The following is a 22,203-nucleotide window of genomic DNA, read 5'->3' as shown; positions in this document are numbered from 1 at the left end:
TCGGTCACTCTCCCTTTCTGTCGTTGTATCCATACGGATGGGTTTCGTGCCACTCCCAGGCATCCCCGATCATTTTGGTTATCGAGGTACGGGATGGGGTCCAGCCCAGCATTTCTTTCGCCTTTTCAGAGGAAGCGATCAATTTGCTCGGGTCACCTGCTCTTCTTTTGCCGATTTTCTCAGGGATAGGATGCCCGGTCACTTCTCTTGCAGCGTGGATCATTTCTTTTACCGAAAACCCTTGGCTGCTTCCCAGGTTGAAAATATTACTTTCGCCTGTTCGCTTCAGGTAATCAAGGGCAAGGATATGGGCTTCAATCAAATCATCCACATGAATATAATCACGGATGCATGTCCCGTCAGGAGTGTCATAGTCATCTCCAAAGATCGTGATATAATCACGTTGTTCTAGTGCCACCTGAAGGATGATCGGAATCAAATGAGTCTCAGGAGTGTGATCCTCACCAATTTCGCAGCGGGCACCAGCCACATTGAAATAGCGGAGAGAAACAAACTTGATCCCATATGCCTCATCACACCATCTCATCATTTTTTCCATGGCAAGCTTCGTTTCCCCGTAGGCGTTGGTCGGTGCGGTCGGCATCTTCTCTGTGATCGGCACCTGCTCCGGCTCTCCGTATGTTGCAGCCGTAGATGAAAAGACGATATGCTTCACACCGAATTCGTTCATCACCTCAAGGGTTATCTGGGTACCATACACATTGTTATCAAAGTACTTGAGTGGATTCTCCATAGATTCGCCGACAAGGGAATTCGCGGCAAAATGGATCACCCCATCAATGTTTTCTTTTTCAAACACAGATCGCAGAAAGTCTTTATCCCGGATATCTCCGTTATAGAAAACCGCGTCCTCGTGAACCGCTCCTCTATGACCAGTTTCCAAATTATCCACAACAATGGTTCTGTATCCCTGCTCTACAAGCTGAAATACCGCATGAGAACCAACATAACCTGCACCGCCGAGCACTAACACGTTCATACGATCACCTCTTTGTCTAATTCTGTTGCACCATTACCGATACTTGCTACATAGAAGGTTGCTTCATACCCTATATAATTCTTGTATTTCTCTCCTACTCCGTTAATGAAATTCTCCACATAATCCTTTTCCACAATGGCAATCGCGCAGCCACCGAAGCCTGCTCCGGTCATCCTCGCTCCCACTACGCCCTGTTGATTCCACGCTGCTTCTACAAGAGCATCCAGCTCTTTTCCCGTCACTTCATAATCGTCACGGAGCGATACATGGGATTCATTCATCAACTTCCCGAACTCATGAAGCTGTCCGTTTTGTAAAAATTTAAGAGCTTTAAGCGTACGGCGATTTTCGTAGACAGCATGCTTGGCCCTTTTCTGTTCGGTTTCGTTTGGGATCGCATGCTTATAAAGCTCGAATCCCTCTTCCGTCAGCTCACCCAACGAACCGATATCCGTCACCGATTGCAGGCTTTCAAGAGCAGATTCGCATTCCGTTCTTCGCTCATTGTATTTTGACCCTGCCAGTTCCCGTCGTTTATTGGAATTCATGATGATGATATTGTGATGCTCAAGATCGATCGGAGCATATTGATAGTGGAGGGTGTTGGTATCCAGTAAAATGCCGGCTCCCTCTTTCCCCATTCCAATCGCAAATTGATCCATGATTCCGCTATTCACGCCGATAAACTCGTTTTCCACCTTTTGACCCGTCTTGACGAGATCGATCCGGTCTATATCCAGTTCGAACAGTCCTTGGAGCATGACACCTGTCGCCAATTCAATTGAAGCCGATGAAGATAAACCTGCTCCGTTCGGAATATTCCCGTAAAAAAGAACGTCCATTCCAGTATTAATGGAATAGTTTGCATCCTTCAAATAACGGATCACTCCTTTCGGGTAATTCGCCCAATCATGATCTTGATCATATTCCAGGCTGTCGAGATCAAATTCTATTACGCCAGTATGGTCAAAGTTCAAAGAATAAAGGCGCACCAGACGGTCTTCCCTAATTCTCGCTGCTGCATAGGTGCCGAACGTAATCGCACATGGAAACACATGCCCTCCGTTATAATCCGTGTGTTCCCCAATTAAGTTGATACGTCCAGGGGCAAAAAAGACACGGTTTGCTTCACTGCCGAAAATCTCTTTAAAGCTCCTCAAAAGTTGCTGAACATCCATTCTGATTCCTCCTACTATTTATACCGATCATTGCGTTATATCGTTCATGTCGCGAGAGTTCTGTATAGAATTTCGCGGATATATTTTGAAATTACAGAAACCGCTTTCAACCCCATGATAAATCAAGGCAGGGAAAAGGTCAATAAAATTTTAGTAAAAGTTTTACTAAGTTTTCTTTGTCTATAGATTAGGTGTAAAAAAACATCAGACCTCAATCAATCACGGCCTGATGTTTTTAAAATGTTTTCAATCCACCTCAGATAGAATATAGATTTCAGAAGTAAAGTCACCCGACTCTTCGATACCGCCAAGTTGGGTGCCGGAATAGCCGCTATCTAGCTGTATCCCTACATGCATGAGTTCATCTCCGAAATAGGTTCCCTTCCTTCCCTTAATGCGATATTCCTTATCCGGATGAAGACCTTTCAGTAAAAGTCTTTCATATCCATGATTCGGTTTAGAAAGCACTTGATAATAACCCGCGATCGCTTCTTTTCGATCAGCGGACACAGTCATCCAGGAAGTCACGTTTCCATCCCCCTCAAACGGACTGATCAGTCGGTGAAAATCCCCGTACTGAAGGGTATTTCGATGCTTTTTATAAAAATCGATCTGGGCTTTCACCTGTTCCTTCTCTTGATCAGTCATTTTCGTCACATCAAGTTCGTACCCGAAAACACCAAAGAAAGCCGTATTTCCTCTTGTTTTCAAGGAAGTAATCCGTCTTACCTGATGATTCGGAACCTCCGATACGTGAGCCCCCATTGAGCTGAGCGGATACACCAGTGATGTCCCAAATTGGATTTTCAGTCGTTCCACTGCATCCGTATCGTCACTGGTCCAAGCTTGAGGAGCATAGTACAGCATACCCGGATCAAACCGCGCCCCGCCGCTTGCACAGGATTCAAATAGGATATGAGGAAAGGCAGAAGTCAGCCTTTCATACAAATCATACACACCGAGGATATATCGGTGGGGGACTTCCCGCTGACGTCCGGACGGGAGTGCCACTGAACCAACCTCAGTCATATAACGGTTCATATCCCATTTCACATACGAAATAGGGGCTTCTTCCAACACATCCGCCATCATGTTATAAATATGGTCCACCACTTCTTTTCTGGAAAAATCGAGTACATATTGATGACGTCCGTGAGAAGGTGATCTGCCAGGGACATGAATGATCCAGTCTGGGTGCTCCTGATAAAGTTCGCTAACCTTCGATACCATTTCAGGCTCGAACCATAAACCGAAATCCATGCCCAACTGCTTGATTTTCTCCGCAAGGGACGGTATGCCTTCGGGAAGCTTGTCCTCATCGACAAACCAGTCCCCCAGTGAGGTTGTATCATCATTCCGCTTCCCGAACCAGCCGTCATCCAGTACAAACAACTCCACTCCCATGTCTTTGGCCGTGCGAGCGATCGTTAAAATTTTCTCTTCATCAAAATCAAAATAGGTGGCTTCCCAGTTGTTGATCAGAACCGGACGTGCTTTGTCACGCCACATGCCGCGAGCAAGCCTGCTTCTGTATAAATCGTGATACTCCCTGCTGAGTCCATTCAATCCGGCATCTGAATAAGCCATGACCACTTCCGGGGTTTGGAAACTTTCGCCACTCTCCAGAAGCCAGCTGAAATCAAAGGGGTTGATTCCCATGGAAACCCGTGTGACATCATACTGATCCACTTCAGCCTGAGCCAGGAAGTTTCCGCTGTACACCAGACTAAACCCAAAGACCTCTCCTTGATGCTCGGTCGTTTCAGGACGCTTGAGAGCGAGGAACGGGTTTTGCTGACTGCTGCTCGTTCCACGCGTACTTGAAATACTTTGGATCCCTGGCTGTAAAGATCTCGTTTTCACATGACGTTCCCTTGACCAGCCACCGGATAACTGAACGAGATCAAAAGTAGAATCAGGCAAATCAACCGAACAGCTTAATGAACGATCCAGTTGAAGTTTTTGATTCCCGTCATTCACGAATTTCGCTGAACGTACGATCGCGTCCCGGTTTTTATAAACGGAATATAAAAGAACGATCCTTGCATCAAGCAGCTTGTCACGCAGTGTAATTTCAAGGGTCTCTGCTTCAGAATCGTTTTCTGTATATGTGGCAGGAAGCCCGTTAAGCAAGGGCTTTCCTGGAATGATCCGATAGCCGTCATAACGAAAATCCGTGATGCGGCTCCCGTTTTCCTGAAGGATCTGAAAGGCTGGCTCACGGTAATCGGTTGTCCCGTAGCCCGGGTATTCCTGACGAAGGAAGTCCAGTGAGAAAGATAAATCCCCTTCGAATACGCACGAAGAAGTCGCTCGATGCTCTTCTTTGTAAAGATGGGAAAAATCGTCACGATGACGAACCTTCTTCCCATAATGAAGATGTCCAAGCTGCCCATTTCTCAGCACATTGAAAATATAACTGATATTTTCCCCTTGCAGGTGAAACTCTTTGTTGGATTCGTTAACGTGAATGCGTGTATTCTTTTTCATTGAGGGACCTCCCATTTATTTGAATATAGAAGAAAAACAGCCAGGCAAACACCTGACTGTTTTGTTGTAAGCCTACGCTCCGATTCCTACAGGAGAGAAGACCATATAAATGATAATCATCGCAATCGTACAAGCAATCCCGATTGGATAGACAATTTTCCATGGTGTCATATCCACCTTATGGGATTCCTGCAGCGTATACTCCGTGTCTCTCGGCTTGAACTTCCCGATAACGAGCATCAGTGCGGAACATAGAACGAAAAGAATCCCTAAAATATGCAGGAAGTGCAGACCTGTATCCCAGAATAACTGTGTAATCGCATACAATGTAATGAACACAAATAGCGAAATTTTCGCTGCAATCGCCGGTACCCGTTTCGTCATGTACCCAATAATGATAATCGTAAAGATCGGCACGTTGTAGAATCCGTTTACAATTTGCAGGTACTGGAAGAATCCTTGCGGCGCCTTTTCAATGAGCGGTGCCAAAATCATGGCGAAAACGGCCAGTAAGACCCCGAAATATTTCCCGTTTTTGACAAGCTGCTTATCAGAAGCACCCGGTTTCACGTACGGCTTATAAATATTTAACGTAAACAGTGTGACAGAAGAGTTAAGCGCTGAATTAAATGACGATAAGATCGCCCCGAACAATACAGCTGCAAAGAACCCTACAAGAGGAGTCGGCAGGATCTCATTCACCAATCGTGGATAAGCATCCGTCGGCTCAAGATTTTCCCCAAACATGTTAAACGCGATGATCCCAGGCAGAATTAAGAAAAATGGTCCGATCAATTTCAATGCTGCTGCAATCAGAACCCCTTTCTGACCTTCCTTCAGATTCTTCGCGGCAAGAGCACGCTGCATAATATGCTGAGCTGTTCCCCAATAGAAAAGATTCACCAAAAGCATTCCCGTGAACATCGTGCTGAACGGAACCGGATCTTCCGGCTTCCCAATCGCATTCAGTTTCTCGGGTGTATTTTCCATGATGGTGCCGAACCCTTTAAAGAGGGAACCATCCCCCAGAACAACCAATCCAATGACCGGAATCATCAATCCACCAATCAAAAGCCCGACTCCGTTGATGGTATCGGAAACAGCAACCGCTTTCAATCCACCGAAAATGGCATACAAGGAACCAATGATCCCAATCGACCAAACCGTGATCCAAAGTGCCGTTGTACGGTCCACTCCCAACATTTCAGGAACATTGAAGATCCCACTCAGTGCCACTGCCCCGGAATAAAGGATTGGAGGCAATAAGTTAAACACATACCCGAACAAGAATAGAATCGTAACAATTTGCTTCGTACCAGAGTCAAATCGCTCTTCAAGAAAATCAGGTATCGTCGTAATTCCCCCTTTTAAATAACGGGGAAGTAAATAAAACGCTACAAGAACAAGAGCAATAGCCGATCCCACTTCCCAGCCCATCACCGACATATTATCGGTGTAACCTTGGGCATTCAGGCCGATCAGCTGCTCCGTCGACAAGTTCGTAAGCATAAGCGATCCCCCGATCACCCATCCAGTCAAGCTGCGCCCTGCAAGAAAATACCCTTCCTGTGTTCCCAGATCCTCGTCCTTTGTTTTCCAATACGAAATCAACGCAACAAGAAGCGTGAAAAACACGAAGGAAACAATTGTGAATACCATAGTTGAAACTCCTCTCTATCAATCTCTCTTTTAGCTACTTTATCAAAGCTGAATGAAGACTTTTCTAAATCTTTAAAAACAGTATAACGTGAAAGCGCTATTATAGTAAACATTTTAGTAAATAAAATAATTTAATTTTACTATTATTTTTTACCAGAGAGAATGAAAGCTTCGATTTGCGGACAAGAAAATTGCTTAAAAGTCCACTGTATCGGAATTTTTTAGAAGAAGGCCGGCTTATGGGACAAATGTTGAGAGGGTGTAAATTTTCATCAAAGTATTGGATTTCAGTCACCAGATAGCTGATTTGTTCATGGAACCCTGTAAAAGGAATTAAAAAAGACACCCTTTATCAGATAAAGGATGTCTCTTCTGGCTTTTCACGCAATCAATCGAGCATATAAATTACTTACATAAATTTCTCTACCATCCATGATAAACCAACATTCCATCTTCCACCAAGAGTAATTCTCCTGAATTTCCTTCCTCCACTTTATACGGCTCACCACTCTGTATAACCTCGGCTACAATGGAGGCGAATTGATCCCTTGTATATTTTTTTGATCGATGTGACATCAAATCGATAAAGAGGTCTTTATATTCCAGGTCAGCTGCAGATACGAGAGAAACGGTCGCTATGATCTTTCTGCCTATAATAACGTGTGTCATATCTGAGTTTGGAGTATAGTAGAAACGCCCTCCGTACCTTCTGGCAATTTCATCATACTCCTTACCGATTTTATATATGTCAAAATCACGACTTAGCTTAAACGTATGTCCGTTAGAATCAGTCATGGTGAATTCCATCGGGTATAGTTCGTCATCAGTACTGCCTTGGTTTATATCTTCATTTTCTTTCTCATCTGTAGAGGCACTTCTTACCTCGCTGCTGCTTACCTTTTTCTTTTCAAGACTCGCTTCTTCTTCAAGCCGCTTTTTGTTTTCCACCTCTTCTTTAACCTTATAGAATCCATCTTTTGCCGACAGTATTTCTTCTTTCAATTCAGCAGTCGTTTGATTATCCGGCAAAAGGTTGACCTGTTTCATCATTCTCTCTGCTTGATGTTCGAAATCCTGTTCGTTTAATGATTGATCTTCTGCAATTGCTATAAGGTTTTGGATTTCTTCTTGTACTTCCTTATATTGATTTAACGTTTGATCAATATGATTCACCTGTGATGAATAATGAGTAGTGAAAAACGCTCTAAGGGATGAGCTTTCAAGTTTGTCGAATGTCTTTAATTTGTCTGTCAGTTCGCTTTTTATTGAAGCTACCTTTTCAGCCATTTTTTCTTCTAAAGGACTTTTCTCCAGGAGACTGCTTACTTCGTTAATATTCTGTTGAAGCTCATTGGCCACTGGAACGGCTTGGTTATAATCCTCTATTTCTTTCATCATCGGGATTAAATGTTGACGCAGTTCCCTTTCCTTTTCTTCTCCACTTTTCAAAATTTCCTTCTCAGCATTTCGGAGTGATACTTGAGCCGACTTTAGTTCTGAAGGTTCAATCGTTTTTAATAATCCGCCCTCTTCCGTTTCTTGCAGGTTCAATTCCATTTCTTCATAAACCGCTTGAATGTTTTCCTCAGCATCAGCGAATAACTGATTTGCTTTATCTTTTTCTGTTTCGGAAATGATATATACCGTCAAGATTGAAAAAACCAGTAACCCTACAGCTGCAGCCGCAATGCTGCCAAGTCTGCCCTCTTTCCATACTTTCTTCCGTGATGGCGGTGAAGGTTCATGATGAAGTATGGATGTATGAATCCGTTCTTTCGCCTCGTCATTTAATTGAAGCGGGGGAAGCTTTTTTCGTAAATTGGCTTCATTGTGATTCTTCATTTGTATATCCTCCTGTTATGGATTGCAGCTTTTTACACGCACGGTGATAGGTGATTCGAACTTTGTTTTCCGTCCACCCAAGAATGATGGCCGTTTCTTTTACGTCAAAGCCATTTATTCCTTTCAAAACCATCACATCCCGATAATTGGATTTAAGCTTCTGAATAGTGGCTAGAAGTTCTCGACTTCCTTCATTCAGAAAATAAAGAGATTCAGGTGTTTCTAATGAAGCGGCTTCATGATTTTTTGGGGAAAAAGAAGTAATGGACCATTTATTCCTCTTCATCTTTCTAAGTTCATCAAGGGCCAGATTCCTGGCGATGGAATATAACCATGTTTTCGGATTTGCTTTTCCCTCAAAAGAGTCCACGGAATTCAGTGCCCGAATGAAAACTTCCTGAACAAGATCTTCCACATCAGCGGAACCCATCCGATATACCAAGAATGTATATATAGGATCACTGTAGAGCCGAAACCAATCTGCGACCAATCTATTGTTGGACATCCCATTCCCCCGCTTTTTTTCTTTTATATATTAGACGATACAGAAGTTGAAATCATTTCACTTTTTAGATTTATTTTCCAATTTAATGAAATTATTTTCAACACGGTGAACATACCTATGCCATACTAATGGTTAAATTCGGTGCCAGGCACCGGTTTATCTAACCCCTCCAAAATAAAGGAAACCTTGACAACCTCCCCCAATATACTATAATTACATTATTTATATTCCGACTAAACTAATATGAATTATAAGATAAGGGTGATAACATGTTTATACAGATCAACCATCTCCATAAGCAATACCTCGATAAGTCAGGAAAACCATCCGATGTTCTTAAAGATATTAACCTTGAGATTGATAAGGGGGAGTTTGTTTCTATCCTGGGACCTTCAGGATGCGGAAAGTCTACGCTCCTCTCCATTGTGGCAGGACTGACCAGCTCGACTTCGGGAGAAATTCTTGTAGATGGAAATCCGATCAAGAAGCCCGGAAAAGACCGGGGGATGGTGTTTCAGCAAGCTGCCCTTTTTCCATGGCTGAATGTCCGTGACAACGTGACGTTCCCTCTCAAAAAAGAGATGTCAAAAAAAGAAGCGAAGCAGCAAGCCGCCAAGTACTTACATATGGTCCAGCTGGGAAACTATCAGGATCATTACCCTCATGAGCTGTCGGGAGGGATGCAGCAGCGGGTGGCGATTGCACGGGCTCTCTCCATGAACCCTGAAATCCTTCTCATGGATGAACCATTCGGTGCACTGGATGAACAAACACGCTCCCGTCTTCACCACCAGCTTGAAACGATTTGGATGGAAACGAAGAAAACCGTCCTGTTCGTCACTCACAGCATCTCTGAATCTATTAAGCTTTCAGACCGGATCATCGTCATGGGTACCCGACCCGGTACGATATTGACAGATATCAAAGTGGATCTTCCCCGTCCCCGGGATGCTCATAAAGAGGAAATGGTAAAGATTGAAGAACATATTATGAGCTATTTAAAGAAAGAAATCGACAAAGTGATAAGTGAGGAATTGGCCTATGAACACAGCTCTTAAACGCATCATCTTTTTTGCCCTCATTATCGGCCTTTGGGAATCGGGATCACGATTCGGACTATGGACAGAAGTGGTCCTCCCCTCTCCCACTTCCGTTTTCCAGGCCCTTTTTACAGGAATAGCAGATCAAACCTTGATCATTGACCTTATCGCGAGCTTCAAACGTTTATTCATCGGGTTAGGGATTTCGTTGCTTATTGGAACCAGCATAGGCGTTCTTCTGGCCAAATCAAAAACGGCTGACGATACACTGGGATCTTTACTGCTGGCTTTCCAAAGTGTACCGAGTATTGTCTGGCTGCCACTGGCTATCATGTGGTTCGGACTCAATGAAAAAGCGGTCATTTTCGTCGTTATCCTCGGCGGTACATTCGTCATGGCACTCAACATTCGAATGGGCATAAAAAACGTCTCTCCCCTCTTTTTAAAAGCAGCACAAACGATGGGGTCGAGAGGTTTGGACTTATTCATTCGAGTCATCTTTCCGGCATCGATTCCTTATGTGGTCACGGGTGCACGCCTTGCATGGGCCTTCGCCTGGAGAGCGCTGATGGCAGGGGAACTATTAAGCACCGGTCCCGGACTCGGTTACACCCTCCGATACGCATCCGATTTTGGTGACATGAGCCTTGTCATTGCCGTGATGATCATCATTGGCGTCATCGGTGCCATCGTGGATCAACTGATTTTCCAGCGTATTGAAAGATCAGTGATTAAGCGTTGGGGATTGGAGTCTTAAGCATAGAAAAATACGGCAGGTGACAATCGCCTGCCTCATTAAAAAAAACAGGAGGTTACAAAATGAAAAAAGCATTTCTACTCATGACGATTTTCTTTACATTCCTAGGTGTTTTAGCAGGCTGCGGTACGGAAAAAAGCTCAGGCGGTGACGTAAGCAAGAAGGTCGTCATCGGTTACTTCCCGAATATTAATCACGTTCCCGCAATGGTTGCAAAGGACAAAGGATTTTACGAAAAACAGCTGGGTGACGGTACAAAGATTGAATACAAAACCTTCCCCGATGGTTCATCGTTTATGACCGCTTTGAAAACAGGCGAAATTGATGCCGGTCTTGTCGGACCTGGTCCAGCTATGAACAACTACATGACCGGGGCTGACGTGAAGATCATCGGTGGGGGATCCACTGGTGGAACCGTGGTTCTTGCAAGTAAGGAAAGCGGCGTAAAGACCGTGGACGACTTTGCAGGTAAATCCTTCATCACCCCTGCCGTCGGTTGTACACATGATGTTCAGGTCGAAACATTCTTGAAAGAACACGGCATTGAATCTCAACGTATCGGTGGGACGATGAAACATGTAACCGGAAACCCGGCACAATATGCCAATATGTTGAAATCAGGGAAAGTCGATATTGCCGTAGCGCCGGAACCTTGGGCAGCCGTGATTCAACAGGAAACAGGTGCCAACATCATCATCGATCATGATGAGATTTCATTCGGTGAAACATTACCAGCATCAGTACTTGTAGCCTCTGGAAAATCCGTAAAAGAAAATCCGGACACCATTCAAAAAATCGTGGACGCACATAAAGAAGCGACTTCTTTCATCGCTGAAAATCCGGAAGAAGCAAAAGAAATCACGATTAAGGACGTGAAAGACGTAACCGGCCAAGAACTAAGCAAGAAAGTCGTCGACCAGGCTTGGGAACGAATCGGCTTCACTTACAAAGTGGACTCCGATGCCGTTCAAGCCTTCGCTGACTCATCCTATGAACTGAAGTTCCTGAAAGAAAAACCAAAATTCACCGATTTAATTGATAAACAGTTTATAGACTAACCTGACAAGGTCCGTCCCTCTTCTGGTGAGAGGGACGGACCTCTATTTCAGAAGGAGAATGTGAAGTGAGAGTAATATCTAATATTGCTACGGTTGCCTTATCTCTTTTCTTGTTGGCAGGCTGCCAGGGTGAAAATGTTGAGGAGTCTTTTCCTATGAAAGTAGAGGTCGGTGATTTGGCTGCGGTGGATCAGGATGGGGAGACTACTTCTTTAGGTGAGCTCAATAAGGGGAAGATTGTGATAGCTGATTTCATCTTTACGAATTGCGATACCGTATGTCTTCCGATGACGGCGAATATGTCGAAGCTTCAAAAGAAGATAGCGGAGGCGGGACTGGATGGGGAAGTTCAGCTGGTTTCGATTAGTGTGGATCCCGAACATGACTCTCCTGAAGTGTTGAAGGAATATAGCGGCCGCTATGAAGTGGATGATAAGAATTGGAGCTTCTTGACGGGATATTCCCGTGACGAGATCGAATCTTTTGCCAATGTTTCTTTTAAAACTCCTGCTGCTCAAGTGGAAGGATCTAATCAATTCGTTCATGGCACTTCTTTTTATTTAGTAAGTGAAAATGGGGTTTTGTTGAAGCAGTATGAAGGGGTGTCGAATCCTCCATATGAGGAGATCCTTGAGGATATTGAGAAGTTGAAGTGACCTTTTCGAGTGGAATCGAGGAGGTTTTTTATATGGATTTATGTCTGAAGTTTATTCTAAACACTTTATAGCTGTTTCTTTATGTTTTTCAGCACTATTTTCGGAGACTATATGAAATAGAAAGATTATTTCACTTATCTTTAATAATTAATCCACTATTACGGTAGATTAATCCTGATTTGGGTTTTTCACAATCTTGATTTCAAATAATTAATCTGGAATTAGGAACAATTGATCCGTTTTTCAAATAATCAAGCATCTTTGTCGATAAATCTTTATTTACGGCAGTACCGGAATAAATCAACCAATAACGCTCTTCAACAGCTTTTTCCACCCGAATAATGAAATCCAAAGCGGGATTACTGAACATCACTCCCCAAAATAAACCTGTGAATAGACTCCCATCTTCCTTTATCATCCTGACTCTCCTGACTATTTCCTATTTACTATTCAGCTTTAACATGGGAAAGAGTGGACATATTTCATTAATATCCCATAAAAAAACCTTCCACAAAAAGTGAAAGGCTTGCATTTACAATCAATAATCGACTTCAGTAGAAATTTCATCCCACATAATGGATAACGTTTGAGAGGAGTCGCTTACGCCACAGTTTTTCACAAATTCAGTGTGATTTACATAGGTTGGCTGTCCAGTTTTGATCTTTCCTTCTACTGACCCTTTCACATATAACTTCCCATCTATATCTAGCTGACCGGCTTCCAGGTTACCAGCTACACACATTTTTGAGTTTGTACCAATGGATAAATGTTTGGAAATAGAAGCGTCCCCCTCAATATAAGTATAGGATTTGTCTTCTATATCCATATGCCCGTCAAGACTCATGCTGCCTCCGACGTATACCTTGGAACTGTCCAATCTTAACTGCCCTCCAATGCTCATCGCACCTTTTACTTCAAGGGTCACGTTTGTAGCATTATTTATATTCTTCCCGAGTGACAAGGAACCGTCTGTATGAATTTTTGTATTGTCCATGTTATTGGCATTACCGTCCAGGATGAGTGCTCCGGTAGTATATATAAGTTTGCCATCTAAGTTATTATGGTTTTGAGGATAAGACCCGGATCCGAGAACTAATATCTCCGCACAACTTTTATATATAATCGGCGGGTTTTTACATTCTGCCTGAACATTTTCCGGCTTCTGTATTTGATTAAAATCTGGTAGTTCTTTCGATGAGGTCGATCCTATTCTCATTGGTATCGTCATGGTCGTATGTAAGGTATTTTCTTTACTTCCCGAACTTCCTATGCTTTTAAAATGGATGAAGAGTTCATTCTTTTGTTCATTAAGGTCACTAAAGTTCGTTAAATCATCATTCTTAGTTATTTGAAAATAAGAACCCAATTCTTCATTTTCTATCTCTACCTTTTCATTCTCCAGGGACCCTTCAACTTTCACTTTTAAATCTTCACTATTTGTTGCCCCGTCTATCTCTGTTTCTTTCAATACATTCCTGATCTTACCTTCAAAATACTCCACGCCCATCTCCGCCAATGCAACCGATTGATAGTCCTTCTCCACTTCCTTATTTTGTTTCACACTACTAAAGGACTGACCCATGAAGGATAATGAGATTACCACAAAAACGACCATCATTAATAGAACGGTTACCAATGCATATCCTTTTTCGTTATTTAGATCATTCATTATGGTTACTTCCCTTCAGTCTATATAAGGTTGTATCTATGACGAACTTATTTTTGGGATGATGCTTATCTGTAATCGTGATGAGTAAAGGATAATCGATCTTGCTTGGTAAGATAGGTTCTTCCGGGGCATTTTCCAGTGAAAAACACAGATCGTTATGATGAAACTCCTCTTCTAGTTCACTGTAGTTCACTTTGATGGTACAATCCGGATTTTCCAATTCATAGGATTCAGAAGACTGATGAATCCTTGTCAACCTCATCGTTATAATATTCGCTTCTTGCTGAATGCTATTTTGCGAAACGGCCTTTTTCGTATAATGGATCCCTTGAAAGAAAACATTCCATACTACTGCACCTATAATGGACAAAATGGTTAAAGTAGCAAGGACTTCCACAAGCGTTAATCCACGTTCGTTATGTAACAATTCAGAAACCCCCTTAGTCATTTACCATCATGTATCCGTAGGTTTCACTTACTATTTTTTGATCTTCCAGCACTTGAATGAGCATTTGATGAGCTTTTGATGGAGATGGAGATAGAGATGGAGATTCTGTTGTATCCAAATCAGATTGTTTATCGATCGTTACATTTACCTTAAATCCATCTATGGTTGAAGTGAAATAATGATAGTTATGGGGGTCTGTTCCTTCATTTAATATGTAATGTGGTGGCGGTGTGTCAAGGCTGTCCCTTTCCTTCCACGTAGCAAGTTCTCCCCTGGCCAAGTTCACAGCCTTCATCTTCTCGCCATTATACGTATTCATCCTGCCCATCTGGGGGAAAAAATTCACAATCGTCAAGAGGACAATTGATAAGATCACCATCGACAAAAGCACTTCCAGTAACGTAATCCCTTTTTCATTTTGCGTCATGATCTTATCCAACCTCCTCTCTAACTGATCATATTTACCTATATCGATTATATCATTTACATTCTACTAATCACTAAATCTAAATAAAAAAATCGATGCCGGGCGTAGCTCGGCACCGATTGGTCTGAAATCTATTAAATAACCATATTAGATTGAACAGGAATACCGATTGTAAACGTCGTCCACTCATCGTTCGATTGACAACGGATTTCCCCATCATGCTTTTCAATCAGCTTTTTACAAATATAAAGACCGATTCCCGTTCCGAGGTCTTTTGTCGTGTAAAAAGGTTCGAAAATGGCTTCGATGGTTTCTTCTTTGATCCGCGGACCGTTGTTGGAGATTTCCAGTTTTGTTTTACCTTCTTCTTCTTCGCATGAAACGGTGATTTGACGTTCTCCTTCTACTTCCTGAAGGGCGTCAATGGAGTTCATGATGAGGTTAAGAAAGACCTGTCTAAGCTCATCCCTGTTTCCCAACACCTTGATGGCAGCATCGCACTGAAAGTCAATGGATACATCACCATCCAGAAGGCTGGGATATAGAAATTCAATGGTATCTTCCAGATGATTTGTAAGAATGATCTCTTCCCTTGTACTCTCTATCAAATCCTTCCTCGACACATGGAGGAATTGAGAGATCCGGTAATTCAGTTGCTCCAATTCATGCTGCATAATATCGAGGTAAGGTAACTCAGGATAACCGTTTTGCAAGAGCTTAGTAAATCCGATGATCGACGTGAGGGGGTTTCTGAATTCATGGACAAAGCTCGAACTCATCTGGCCAAGGATCGTTAGACGTTCTTTATGGGTTTGATCGATGTACAATTCCTTTTCCTGGAGCTGCTGTTCTTTAATTTCCGTGTATTTTCTGACGGCTAAGTAAGAGAAACGGTCGAAAAGGGCGTTGATTTCTTCAATGATGGGCTGCAAATCCCGGAGTTCAATTCCGGAATTACTCACCCACTTGATAATGATACTTTTCCCCACATTCACATTATAGACAAACTCGCTTATATTCACGTTTGCGTTTACCCGTTCCAGGGCTGTCTTATAGGCGAGATAGGTGATTTCCTCTTCACTGAGAGGCGTTTCGATCGCACGCTTTACTAACTGAAACATTTTCACTCCATTATTCAACACTTCTTCTTTATATAAATCATTATCTGAAATGACGATACTCTTTCGCCAATTATGTAAAAATTCGTCTGAATGATTTTCAAGAAATTCTATTAACATGGCAGAAGCCCTAGTCATCAAATGGCAGTCCCTTCATTCCGGTTATTGTCGAAATATTCGTTGATATCATCATAACAGAAAAAGAGGGACAGGATGATAGTCATTTGGTATTTTTACAGTTGAAGATTCCTTAAATGGATAAAAAAGACTAATGGCCACCCTAAGAGTGATCATTAGTCTTTCTGTCATGTTATATAACCTACAAACCACTGAGCTCCTCTACAACTTTTTGAGAAACCGCTCCTTCCCCCCCAAGTACAGTGTAGTACCATGTTCCATTATCTGAGATATACTTTCGTACAGGGTCAGGCACTTTATTTTTTTCTACCAGGAGGATAGGTTCGTAGTATTTAGCGGCAAGTACAGATCCTGTCAGTGCATCGGCAAAATTTTGACCTGTCGCAACCGTGATGATATCTCCCGGCATTTCAAGCTGTGTGGCGATGTTGACCGATGTTTCATAACGGTCTTTACCTGAAATCCGTACAGGATTCGTTTTAGCCAGTTGCTTTTGGACTCCATCGGAAATGGCTGATTTTCCTCCGACAATGATCGTGTCCGTGACAGACTTCAGAGCTTCCTTCGTTTCATTCGCTAATTCATTGGCAGGACTTAACAGAATCGGTATTCCATTGGAGGCAGCATAAGGTGCGATGGATAAGGCATCCGGGAAGTTGCCACCGTATGCAATGATTGCCTGATCATAATACCCTAATTCTTTTGCAAGTTTCGCTGCCGTTTCATAGCGTATTTTTCCCCCGATCCGGCGAACCTCCAATCCGTTATTCTTCAATTCCTTTGCCACTTTAGCCGATATCGCACCCTCTCCTCCTAAAATGACAACCTTCTTCGCCCCTAGTTCTTTTATTCGGTCTTTCACCTTACCATTCAAGCTATCCTTTGGATTCAATAGAATCGGCGCATCTTGTTGGTAAGCGAACGGGGCTCCTGCCAAAGCGTCAGGGAATGTGGTGTCTCTTGCCAATACAACCGTTTCAGCACCGTCAGGCCATCCCACCTTCGAGATTTCAATGGCGGTTTCATGCCGGTCCTTTCCATAAATACGATACACATTATCTACGGTTTCTTCTCCAGTGAATGCGGTCAACCCATACACTCCGTCCCCGCCGAACATATTGAGATCAGTGGCTACAAGATAATAGGAACCTGGAGGAAGAGAATAATAAATCTGGAGATTATCGCTTCCATCTTCCAGCCATTCATCGGGATAGACAGGCTCGCCTTCCGGGGTAAAAAGCAAATACCCCAGACTATTGAGAGTTGTCAATGTCGTTCCGTAAATATACGTATCTTGCGTTTCATCAATATCCAAGCTGTAATAATCCAAGTCTTCAGCCCACCAAAAGGTGCCAAGTACGATGTCATCGAGGCGGATATAGTCAGCCTGGTATGGATAATCATTTGGTTCCTCTTCATACACCTCACCCATCAACCTCATTTCATCGGACTTCTTTAATCCTTTCATCCTTTCTTTCAGTCTTGTGAATGTTGAGTCATCAAGTGTCGTTGAAGATTGTTTCTTTGAGAGAGAGTGAAGTTCTTCCTTAATGGTTGGGTGATCAAACGGACCTGCGGCAACCGACGGTGAAACACTAAAACAGAAGATCAATAGAATGACAAATAAACCGGTACTGATTTTCTTCATGATCCCAGCCCCTTCGAGTTGAAATGATATGTAACGCCCTACAACCTTATATTATTTTGGAAAGGTGAATTCTAGACTTGAAAATTTGGTTCTATCATCTTCTTAAAATGGTTTATGGAGAATGGATTATTCAAAATTTGAGATATGATTTATATTGTGAGGATAGTGTAAGAAAAGCAGTTGGGAATGAAAGGCTGACTGCATAATACGGATGGAAATACGCAAATAGCGGCTAACTGAAAGAGTAACTTACAACACGTTGCTGATGTTCTACTTGAAATATCACTTTATGTTTCTAGAAAATACGCTTTCTAGGTTTCTTGAGAAATTTCATAAATATCCGATTTTCTTCCGTTTTAAAAATTTTTACCCCTACTAATTTTAACGGGGTCCATATTTCTTTCATATAATATCCAGACATCGTCATTCCTCCTAACAAAGTAAATTCGTTTAACAGATATTTCCTGTACCTCTATTATAGAATAAATTTCAGAATAATCTATCTATTAAGAAAGAATACTTATCGACAACTTTTTCAGTTGAGTCTGTATCTATTTCAGGTTTAATAAAACCGTGGGCATTAATTATTTTTTATTGTAGGGAATATCTTCCACACAATTCTAAGTACCCATAAAACTTCTATTTATAACCTATTTATATTTATATAATCTCCCCATTATTCTTTTTCTTTCGACAATAACTAGTTCTTACTCATTACTTCGAATTCCGAAATGAATAACAAAGAGTTATTCATTACTCAAATTTCCCCATAGCATACTTCTACTCCTACCAATAAATACCTATATTTTCAGACTATTAAGATAATGAATCCGAATCATGTAATTATTTTCCTCCCTCTCTATACTTGTACATAAGCTACTAAAGGAGGAAATAACTTGAAGAAAATACTAATCGCACCAATTATTCTTTCTACTACTCTCTTTTCTGCCGGTCTTCCGTCCAATGATGCCCTTGCCGTCCAACCTCATGAACACGCTATAAATGCAGCTTCTAAAGAATGGAATGTGAAGGCCAATGTCCCTCTTTTTGTAAAGGAAAAGCAGGCAGTCAAACGTCTTGCAGTTAATTCTAATGATGCTCTTAACTATTTAGATCAACATAAAAGTAAAATAGGAATGAAGAATCCCAAAGCCGGTTTAAAAGTGAAGGAATCAAAAAAAGATGAGCTGGGGATGACTCACATCCGCTTTCATCAAACAAAGAGTGGACTGCCGGTTGAAGGATCTGAAATCATTGTTCACTATAACCAAAACAATGAAATTACAGCTGTGAATGGTTCTTACAATGAACAAGTGGAAACGAGCGAACTGAATACGTCTACACTAGTTACCAGTAAAAAAGCAGTAGAAGCAGCGAAAGCCTCTGTTCAAGCTCCTGAAAAAACAGAATACACTCCAACTTCGGAACTCGTGATCTACCCGTTTGAAGGGAAAAATCATGTGGCCTATAAAGTGAATGTGAACTTCTTAGGAGAAGAGCCTGGAAACTGGTTTGTGTTCGTGGATGCGAAAAGTGGAAAAGTGGTAGATCAATATAATGGAATTATGCACTCGGAAAAGATTAAAACTCAAACAGGAACAGGGACCGGTGTATTAGGGGAACATCGTCTTTTACATATTTCACAAGTAAAGGAACCGCGTTCAGGTACCGAGTTTCAGATGGCGGATTATAGTCATGAGGATTTGGAGGGGATTTTAACATACGATTATCCTTCAAGAGAGGTTTTCTCCAATAAAGATGCTTCATTTAAATCAGATTACGATCGGCCTGCCGTGGACGCCCATTATAACTCAGAAAAGGTATACGATTATTATCTAAATGAGCATGACCGAAATTCCCTGGATGATGAAGGAATGGCGATTGTTTCTTATGTTCATTTTGGAACAAATTATAACAACGCCTTCTGGAATGGACGCCAAATGACGTATGGGGACGGAGATGGAGAATTCATGGTTCCATTATCTGCCGGGCTTGACGTGGCGGCTCATGAAATGACCCACGGAGTCATTTCCAACTCCGCCAATCTTGTGTACCGCTTTCAACCAGGTGCGCTGAATGAAGCTTTCGCAGACATTTTCGGCGCATTGATCGATGACGAGAACTGGGAGCTCGGTGAAGACATCATGGCACCGGCTGCCAAAGCAGACGGCAGAGAATCTCTTCGCAGCTTAAGTGACCCAAGCAAATACCCGGTAGGAGCAAAATATGTGGAGTACGGAAATGGCGAGGGCAAATACCCTTCGCATATGGATGAATTTTATGATCTTCCCCGTTCCTTGGACAACGGTGGTGTTCATATTAACTCCTCCATCATTAATCATGCTGCCTACCTGACGGCTCAGGATATCGGACGTGAAAAGCTCGGGAAAATTTATTATCGTGCATTGACGGTTTATTTGACGCCTATGTCTGATTTCAGTGATGCCCGTCAAGCGATCATTCAATCTGCTTTCGATTTATATGGAGAAGGCAGTGCAGAGGCAGAAGCAGCGGCTGGCGGCTTTGATTCTGTGGGGATTGTGGAATAAATCTTAGGTTTGTGAAGCATGAAGATCCACTCTTCATGCTTCTTTTATATATTTCCGGCTCCACCCCCGTTGATCACCGTGCAAAATCAAACCTCTCTTCAAAATCAAAAGGTATCTGAAATTGATCACGCACCCCCGTTAAATACGCCACATCAAAATACGTTTTCTGTGGCCGTGGCAGCTTATCCACCCATGGGGAATAGGTCTTAAACGAAATCATCTCATCTTCTTCATCGAATTCTGCAAACCTCATCCAGCCATTGCCCCCGTGATAGCTTGATTGGTAGTCGACAAGTATTTGTAAAACGGGATGACCCGCTGCATTTTGTTTCATTCTGTGAGTGGAGCCATGATGATGGCCATTGACCGTCATAAATACCTGATTAAATGGATAGACCAGTTCATCCCAGGCAAGTGTCCCTCTCTCTGTCTCTATGGGAGTGCCCCCCTCTATGTTGAGGATTTGATGAGAAAGAAGGATGGTCGGTGTTTTGGGATGTGCTTTAAGAACCTTTTTTGCCCAGGGAATGTCCTCTTTCATATGTTCCATGTCGAGGGATAGAAATAAGTAATGATAGCTTCCCGCTTTAATGATGGAATACGAACTATATCCAGTAGGGGAAGAATCTTTATAATACGATCTTTCCGCAAAACGCCCTGATCCATAATATTTAAGATACGGATCTCCTTTACCGTAGTCATGATTCCCGGCAATCGTCACATACTGTGCCTTTCTCTCGTCGAGGATCCCGACGCTTGTAGACGAGTGGACCCATTCCTCCAATGAATCGCTTTGATCGACCATGTCTCCTAAGAAAGCAGTCATAGCGATGTTCAACCTTTCATATCTCTTTGAAATCCATCTCATTTGCTCTTTGAAAATCTCTGGCTTATATCGCACCGTTTTTTGTGGATCCGGTACAAAAAGAAAGGAATAATTTTTCTTTTTCGTTCGTAAGGATTGATATCGATTGGTTCCATTTTTGACGTGGTCACTGGGCTTATGTTGGATAAGCCAGTCTTCTTTTGGAATAGATCGATTGGCGATGCGGATTTCCTGTAAATTCCCTGCAAACAAAGCGTCTGCTTTTTCTGACGCCCCGATATTCCATCCCTTTCCTTTTGCAAAATCAATCCCGATCATTTCAGCAGTGGTGTGCCGGAAGTCGGCCACTCCATTTATATAGATGCTCGTATTCTTCCCGTCATTGACGACCGCTACATGATACCAGTCTTCTTCACTATCAAGGGCAAGGGACCATTCTGTCTCGCTGCGTTGAAGATTTAAGGGATGACTTTCCCACTGGACTTGTTTAAAGTCAGATACTGATAAGGTGGAGCGCTCTCCACCCCTTGACATAATCTCCATTCCACCGTGGTCTTTCGGAGAGAACTGTTTCGGCAGTTTGAATAAAACCTCGATGGTATATCCGTTTTTAAAACGATTATGATTCAAAGGGGCATCCTTGCCCGTTTGAAAGTATTGACCCCCAGCCTCACTTTTTTTGTGAGTAAATTGCAAGGTCTCCACCGCATCCTTTTGTTCGTAATCTTCTTCCGACCAGCGGATGAACGGAAGCTTTTGATTGGAGCCTTCAAGGTTGATTAACCGGAGATGATTGGTGTTGCCACTTACATCTCTCATAACCAGATCCTTTCCGGTGATGGTTCCGGTTTGAATATGATCCTTCGAGAAGATCCAATGGGCGGCGATGGTTGTAGAAGGACCTCTCTCTTCCATGTCCCGTCCGGAAATGACAGGAGGGAACAACACCCAAAGTAGAACCATCAAACCAGCCAGTCCCGTTATGAATAGCATGTGTTTCTTGTCTAATCTCAATGTCGTCCCTCCTTTACAATCGTTTTTTAATTAGTATGGACCGTGTCGAAAAGAAGATGTATTGTATTGAGACAAAAAAATCTTCTAATCAACAAATCATTAGAAGATTTTTAACCATTTACATACTGAGGTCCGTCCCTCCAGCAATCGTAAAAGAAAATGACAAATAGGAGTTGGTATA

Annotated in this window: 18 protein-coding genes; 5 read left to right on the top strand and 13 right to left on the bottom strand. The window is 42.5% G+C overall.

Annotated features, from left to right (window positions below; genetic code table 11):
• Positions 1-4: 4 nt before the first annotated feature.
• The 6 genes from galE to ACOSV2_RS15530 all read right to left on the bottom strand — a co-directional run bounded on the left by galE (position 5) and on the right by ACOSV2_RS15530 (position 8,674).
• Positions 5-1,000, bottom strand: coding sequence for a UDP-glucose 4-epimerase GalE (gene galE / locus ACOSV2_RS15555; protein ID WP_428975930.1), 996 nt, complete (start codon positions 998-1,000; stop codon positions 5-7).
• Positions 997-2,178 (bottom strand): galactokinase, encoded by a 1,182-nt coding sequence (locus tag ACOSV2_RS15550; protein WP_428975929.1) that lies wholly within the window; start codon positions 2,176-2,178, stop codon positions 997-999. The genes galE and ACOSV2_RS15550 overlap by 4 nt, the downstream gene beginning before the upstream one ends.
• A 246-nt stretch (positions 2,179-2,424) precedes the next feature.
• The gene (locus tag ACOSV2_RS15545; RefSeq protein WP_428975928.1) at positions 2,425-4,668 is read right to left on the bottom strand and encodes an alpha-galactosidase; all 2,244 of its coding nucleotides are present in this window, start codon (positions 4,666-4,668) and stop codon (positions 2,425-2,427) included.
• 72 nt (positions 4,669-4,740) lie between these two features.
• Entirely contained in the window at positions 4,741-6,327 is a 1,587-nt protein-coding gene (locus ACOSV2_RS15540; RefSeq protein WP_428975927.1) for a solute:sodium symporter family transporter, read from the bottom strand.
• 423 nt (positions 6,328-6,750) lie between these two features.
• The gene (locus ACOSV2_RS15535; RefSeq protein ID WP_428975926.1) at positions 6,751-8,169 is read right to left on the bottom strand and encodes a hypothetical protein; all 1,419 of its coding nucleotides are present in this window, start codon (positions 8,167-8,169) and stop codon (positions 6,751-6,753) included.
• Positions 8,153-8,674 (bottom strand): RNA polymerase sigma factor, encoded by a 522-nt coding sequence (locus ACOSV2_RS15530; RefSeq protein ID WP_428975925.1) that lies wholly within the window; start codon positions 8,672-8,674, stop codon positions 8,153-8,155. Before ACOSV2_RS15530 ends, ACOSV2_RS15535 begins: the two co-directional genes overlap by 17 nt.
• A 269-nt stretch (positions 8,675-8,943) precedes the next feature.
• Between ACOSV2_RS15530 and ACOSV2_RS15525 the strand changes: the two genes are divergently transcribed.
• The 4 genes from ACOSV2_RS15525 to ACOSV2_RS15510 all read left to right on the top strand — a co-directional run bounded on the left by ACOSV2_RS15525 (position 8,944) and on the right by ACOSV2_RS15510 (position 12,185).
• Entirely contained in the window at positions 8,944-9,732 is a 789-nt protein-coding gene (locus ACOSV2_RS15525; RefSeq protein ID WP_428975924.1) for an ABC transporter ATP-binding protein, read from the top strand.
• Positions 9,716-10,471, top strand: coding sequence for an ABC transporter permease (locus ACOSV2_RS15520; RefSeq protein ID WP_428975923.1), 756 nt, complete (start codon positions 9,716-9,718; stop codon positions 10,469-10,471). The genes ACOSV2_RS15525 and ACOSV2_RS15520 overlap by 17 nt, the downstream gene beginning before the upstream one ends.
• 62 nt (positions 10,472-10,533) lie before the next feature.
• On the top strand, positions 10,534-11,529 hold the full coding sequence (locus tag ACOSV2_RS15515) for an aliphatic sulfonate ABC transporter substrate-binding protein (protein WP_428975922.1): 996 nt from the start codon (positions 10,534-10,536) through the stop codon (positions 11,527-11,529).
• Positions 11,530-11,594: 65 nt separating this feature from the next.
• Positions 11,595-12,185 carry an SCO family protein gene (locus tag ACOSV2_RS15510; RefSeq protein ID WP_428975921.1) on the top strand — a complete coding sequence of 197 codons (591 nt, stop codon included), beginning with the start codon at positions 11,595-11,597 and terminating at the stop codon, positions 12,183-12,185.
• A 202-nt stretch (positions 12,186-12,387) separates the two neighbouring features.
• Here the strand turns inward: ACOSV2_RS15510 and ACOSV2_RS15505 are convergent, their stop codons facing one another.
• The 6 genes from ACOSV2_RS15505 to ACOSV2_RS15480 all read right to left on the bottom strand — a co-directional run bounded on the left by ACOSV2_RS15505 (position 12,388) and on the right by ACOSV2_RS15480 (position 17,633).
• Positions 12,388-12,603, bottom strand: a complete 216-nt coding sequence (locus tag ACOSV2_RS15505; protein ID WP_428975920.1) for a hypothetical protein — start codon at positions 12,601-12,603, stop codon at positions 12,388-12,390.
• Positions 12,604-12,723: 120 nt separating this feature from the next.
• A complete protein-coding gene (locus ACOSV2_RS15500; protein ID WP_428975919.1) occupies positions 12,724-13,854 on the bottom strand; it encodes a hypothetical protein in 1,131 nt (376 codons plus the stop codon).
• Positions 13,847-14,281, bottom strand: coding sequence for a type II secretion system protein (locus ACOSV2_RS15495; protein WP_428975918.1), 435 nt, complete (start codon positions 14,279-14,281; stop codon positions 13,847-13,849). The genes ACOSV2_RS15500 and ACOSV2_RS15495 overlap by 8 nt, the downstream gene beginning before the upstream one ends.
• A 13-nt stretch (positions 14,282-14,294) precedes the next feature.
• The gene (locus tag ACOSV2_RS15490) at positions 14,295-14,741 is read right to left on the bottom strand and encodes a type IV pilus modification PilV family protein (protein WP_428975917.1); all 447 of its coding nucleotides are present in this window, start codon (positions 14,739-14,741) and stop codon (positions 14,295-14,297) included.
• A 122-nt stretch (positions 14,742-14,863) separates the two neighbouring features.
• Positions 14,864-15,967 carry a histidine kinase N-terminal domain-containing protein gene (locus ACOSV2_RS15485; RefSeq protein WP_428975916.1) on the bottom strand — a complete coding sequence of 368 codons (1,104 nt, stop codon included), beginning with the start codon at positions 15,965-15,967 and terminating at the stop codon, positions 14,864-14,866.
• 199 nt (positions 15,968-16,166) lie between these two features.
• Positions 16,167-17,633 carry a cell wall-binding repeat-containing protein gene (locus ACOSV2_RS15480; protein WP_428975915.1) on the bottom strand — a complete coding sequence of 489 codons (1,467 nt, stop codon included), beginning with the start codon at positions 17,631-17,633 and terminating at the stop codon, positions 16,167-16,169.
• An 896-nt stretch (positions 17,634-18,529) separates the two neighbouring features.
• Between ACOSV2_RS15480 and ACOSV2_RS15475 the strand changes: the two genes are divergently transcribed.
• A complete protein-coding gene (locus tag ACOSV2_RS15475; RefSeq protein WP_428975914.1) occupies positions 18,530-20,182 on the top strand; it encodes a M4 family metallopeptidase in 1,653 nt (550 codons plus the stop codon).
• Between the two features lie 73 nt (positions 20,183-20,255).
• On the opposite strand, the gene ACOSV2_RS15470 is transcribed toward ACOSV2_RS15475, so the two are convergent.
• Entirely contained in the window at positions 20,256-22,022 is a 1,767-nt protein-coding gene (locus ACOSV2_RS15470) for a LamG-like jellyroll fold domain-containing protein (RefSeq protein WP_428975913.1), read from the bottom strand.
• Between the last annotated feature and the right edge of the window lie 181 nt (positions 22,023-22,203).

The organism is Rossellomorea sp. DUT-2, from assembly GCF_052665285.1.
The sequence above is the reverse complement of the archived record's forward strand: the minus strand, read 5'-3'. Positions and strand labels throughout refer to the sequence as shown.

What these genes read in the sequence shown, in the direction of transcription:
- galE (WP_428975930.1), bottom strand. Translation starts at nt 1,000, where the DNA reads ATGAACGTGTTAGTGCTCGGCGGTGCAGGTTATGTTGGTTCTCATGCG.
- ACOSV2_RS15550 (WP_428975929.1), bottom strand. Translation starts at nt 2,178, where the DNA reads ATGGATGTTCAGCAACTTTTGAGGAGCTTTAAAGAGATTTTCGGCAGT.
- ACOSV2_RS15545 (WP_428975928.1), bottom strand. Translation starts at nt 4,668, where the DNA reads ATGAAAAAGAATACACGCATTCACGTTAACGAATCCAACAAAGAGTTT.
- ACOSV2_RS15540 (WP_428975927.1), bottom strand. Translation starts at nt 6,327, where the DNA reads ATGGTATTCACAATTGTTTCCTTCGTGTTTTTCACGCTTCTTGTTGCG.
- ACOSV2_RS15535 (WP_428975926.1), bottom strand. Translation starts at nt 8,169, where the DNA reads ATGAAGAATCACAATGAAGCCAATTTACGAAAAAAGCTTCCCCCGCTT.
- ACOSV2_RS15530 (WP_428975925.1), bottom strand. Translation starts at nt 8,674, where the DNA reads ATGTCCAACAATAGATTGGTCGCAGATTGGTTTCGGCTCTACAGTGAT.
- ACOSV2_RS15525 (WP_428975924.1), top strand. Translation starts at nt 8,944, where the DNA reads ATGTTTATACAGATCAACCATCTCCATAAGCAATACCTCGATAAGTCA.
- ACOSV2_RS15520 (WP_428975923.1), top strand. Translation starts at nt 9,716, where the DNA reads ATGAACACAGCTCTTAAACGCATCATCTTTTTTGCCCTCATTATCGGC.
- ACOSV2_RS15515 (WP_428975922.1), top strand. Translation starts at nt 10,534, where the DNA reads ATGAAAAAAGCATTTCTACTCATGACGATTTTCTTTACATTCCTAGGT.
- ACOSV2_RS15505 (WP_428975920.1), bottom strand. Translation starts at nt 12,603, where the DNA reads ATGATAAAGGAAGATGGGAGTCTATTCACAGGTTTATTTTGGGGAGTG.
- ACOSV2_RS15500 (WP_428975919.1), bottom strand. Translation starts at nt 13,854, where the DNA reads ATGAATGATCTAAATAACGAAAAAGGATATGCATTGGTAACCGTTCTA.
- ACOSV2_RS15485 (WP_428975916.1), bottom strand. Translation starts at nt 15,967, where the DNA reads ATGTTAATAGAATTTCTTGAAAATCATTCAGACGAATTTTTACATAAT.
- ACOSV2_RS15480 (WP_428975915.1), bottom strand. Translation starts at nt 17,633, where the DNA reads ATGAAGAAAATCAGTACCGGTTTATTTGTCATTCTATTGATCTTCTGT.